Below are 3,210 nucleotides of genomic sequence, written 5' to 3' on the forward strand. Positions count from 1 at the left end.
TTTGCATGAGCAAATTTCTCTCCTCGCGCCTTGCTGCGCGCAAAATCTGGCTCCGTCGCGGCCACGTTTGAAGCGGGAGCAGACCCTAAGCCGTATGGCTGAGTTTAAGACCGATAATCCCGGCCACAATCAACGCAACACTGACTAAACGCATAACGGCCATGGATTCTTGAAACAGGATAATCCCGGCAATCACCGTGCCCACCGCACCAATGCCCGTCCATATCGCGTAAGCGGTACCGGCGGGCAACTCGCGCATGGCAAGGCCAAGCAGCCCCATACTGAGCACCATCGCTGAAACGGTTAATACAGTAGGCAGCGGGCGAGTAAAACCCTCGGTATATTTCAGACCGACCGCCCAGCCAATCTCCAGCAATCCGGCAATCAATAAAATCAGCCAAGACATGGAAAATCTCCCAAGTTAAGCGGGGTCGTCCCCAAAAAAGGCCAAGCGACTTTCGGTCGTCCGCAAGCGCTGCGCATTATGCTTGAATGCCGCCCCGTATTCCCTCGTCTTAAGAGCCTGTCGCGAAAGCCTCCACCGCTATACTGGCAATCGTTGTCTTTATCACCACAGAGAGAAACCCACTTCTACCCATGCCGGAGGCGCAAAAACCGCGTGTGAGTCCATAGGATCTTGAAAATGAATGCTGACCTGAAAAATAGGCTGCCTTTTCTTTACCAAGCGATCGAAGCCGCGAAAGCCGTGCTGGATGCGGCACGGCCGTTACCCTCCCACACCGCGGCGTCGCTGCGCGACAAGCTGAGTTTGGAATGGACATACCACTCGAATGCCATCGAGGGCAATACACTGACCTTGCGTGAAACCAAGGTTGTGCTCGAAGGTATCACTGTCGGCGGGAAATCATTGCGGGAACACTTCGAGGCAATCAACCACCGTGATGCAATCTTATATGTCGAAGAGATCGTTGCCAGGGAAGAAGCGCTGACGCAGTGGCAAATCAAGAACATCCACAACTTGGTTCTGAAAGGAATCGACGATGGCCAAGCGGGTCGCTATCGGCGCGAGAACGTTGTGATTTCGGGCGCCAGCACAACCCCGCCTGATTTTCTACATTTGGATGAAGCGATGCAGCAGCTAATCGCGTGGCACGAGCAAGCTGACCAAATGCACCCGATTGCACGGGCTTCGGAGCTACATACCCGATTTGTGGAGATTCATCCTTTTGTAGATGGTAACGGTCGCACCGGACGGCTGCTGCTTAACTTCGAGCTGATGAAGGCGGGCTATCCGCCCGCAGTCATCCGCAAAGATGATCGCCTGGCCTATTACGACGCGCTTGATGAAGCATGCCTGAGCAAGAACTACGAAGCGATTACGACTCTTATCGCCGAAGCTGTTCAACGCTCATTGGATTTGTATCTGAATTTGCTGGGGTCAGCGCTAGGGCGTGAGCCGGGAGATGAACCGGATTCTGGCCATTGAAGAGTTCCCTCGCAAGTATTTCCCCACAAGTGAGAGAGGAGAAATACTTGCCAGAGTAAATACTTTATGCTTTTGTGCCGCCCGTATTCCATTGCCTTAAAAGAGCAGCATCCATTAAAAAGTAAAAAGAAATGACCATTGATTACCATCTTGAACAAGTTGCCGGTGGCGTGCCGATAAAAATGTGGACTAAAGGCGTGCCGGTTGATGAACGCGCCATTAAGCAATTAACCAATGTCTCGCGTCTGCCCATTATATTTAAACATGTAGCGGCCATGCCGGATGTGCATCGGGGTATTGGCGCAACCGTAGGCTCGGTTATCCCTACCATTAGAGCCATTATCCCGGCGGCCGTTGGCGTGGATATTGGCTGCGGCATGATGGCGGTGAGAACTACGCTTACTGCTGCTGATTTACCCGACAACCTTGCACCACTGCGCAGCGTTATTGAACAAGCAGTACCGCATGGTCGTGTAGCCGTACGCGGTAAGCCTGACCCAGGTGCTTGGAGTTCGCCGCCGGTTTCGGTTGACCAGGCTTGGGGCGAACTGGAGGCTGAATTTAAAATCCTCTGCGAGTTATATCCCAAGCTTGAAAAAACCAATAATCGTAATCATCTAGGCACCTTGGGTAGCGGTAATCATTTTATTGAGGTCTGCCTGGATGAAATGGATAGCGTTTGGTTTATGTTGCATTCCGGCTCGCGCGGCGTGGGTAATGCCATTGGCATACAGTTTATTGAACTGGCTAAAAAAGATGCCATGCTCAATCAGCGTAATTTGCCGGATAAAGACCTCGCTTATCTTGAAGAAGGCTCCCTTTATTTTGATGATTATGTACGGGCAGTGGGTTGGGCACAGCAATTTGCCATGAAAAACCGCGAAGTAATGATGGCGAATTTAATTAGTTGTGTACGCAAGATAATACCCAAGCCTTTTAAAACCCATGTCGAGGCAGTCAACTGCCATCACAATTATGTGCAGCGTGAAACCCATTTTGCTGAAGACATCTTTGTTACCCGTAAAGGTGCAGTGAGTGCGCAAAAAGGGCAAATGGGTATCATCCCCGGCAGTATGGGCGCGCGCAGTTATATTGTGCGCGGTTTGGGCAATCCAGAAAGTTTCCACAGTTGCAGCCACGGTGCCGGACGGGTCATGAGCCGTACTGAGGCGAAAAAACACTTCACTATAGAAGACCAAATCCGTGCCACAGCCGGTGTAGAGTGCCGCAAAGATAAAGGCGTTATCGATGAAATTCCAATGGCCTACAAAGACATTGATGCGGTAATGGCCGCACAGAAGGATTTGGTCGAAATCGTGCATAGGTTAAAGCAAGTAGTTTGTGTTAAAGGATAACTTGCAATAAGTTGAATAAGTGGAATAAAACAATCCCCTTATTAACCTCATCTTGAAGTTTTAACTTTCCGCTTTAATCCCAAAGCACAACAGTTTGTAGCGTTTCTTCAATCCAAAGTAGCACATGACATTTTCACCAAATGGGGTTGGCAGGGTTGACGGTCTGGTTATCAACGGCTATAGAGTTAATTTCTCGCAGCCATTTGCGATACCTTTAATGCAACTCGGTAAATACCATGAATAATCCACTTGCTACCTTGCGACAACTGGTTGGAATGTCGATGGAGCCTGCCCGGCTTGGCGAATCGGCGTTAATTATTAGGGTCTTAGGAAGCAAACGCGATCAAAGCGGCTGTTCACGCAGTAATTTTAGCAAGGCCAGATAGATGTTTTCATGTCGATGATTGA

At 49.9% G+C, this 3,210-nt stretch carries 3 protein-coding genes; 2 read left to right on the forward strand and 1 reads right to left on the reverse strand.

Annotation, left to right across the window (positions count from 1 at the left end; genetic code table 11):
• Positions 1 to 85 precede the first annotated feature (85 nt).
• The gene (gene sugE / locus AXE65_RS00795) at positions 86 to 406 is read right to left on the reverse strand and encodes a quaternary ammonium compound efflux SMR transporter SugE (RefSeq protein ID WP_068386651.1); all 321 of its coding nucleotides are present in this window, start codon (positions 404 to 406) and stop codon (positions 86 to 88) included.
• 237 nt (positions 407 to 643) lie between these two features.
• Between sugE and AXE65_RS00800 the strand changes: the two genes are divergently transcribed.
• A complete protein-coding gene (locus tag AXE65_RS00800; RefSeq protein WP_068386654.1) occupies positions 644 to 1,447 on the forward strand; it encodes a Fic family protein in 804 nt (267 codons plus the stop codon).
• A 131-nt stretch (positions 1,448 to 1,578) separates the two neighbouring features.
• Positions 1,579 to 2,802, forward strand: coding sequence for an RtcB family protein (locus AXE65_RS00805; RefSeq protein ID WP_068386656.1), 1,224 nt, complete (start codon positions 1,579 to 1,581; stop codon positions 2,800 to 2,802).
• Positions 2,803 to 3,210: the final 408 nt, after the last annotated feature.

Origin of the sequence: Ventosimonas gracilis, assembly GCF_001580025.1 — a bacterium.
Lineage (GTDB): Bacteria > Pseudomonadota > Gammaproteobacteria > Pseudomonadales > Pseudomonadaceae > Ventosimonas > Ventosimonas gracilis.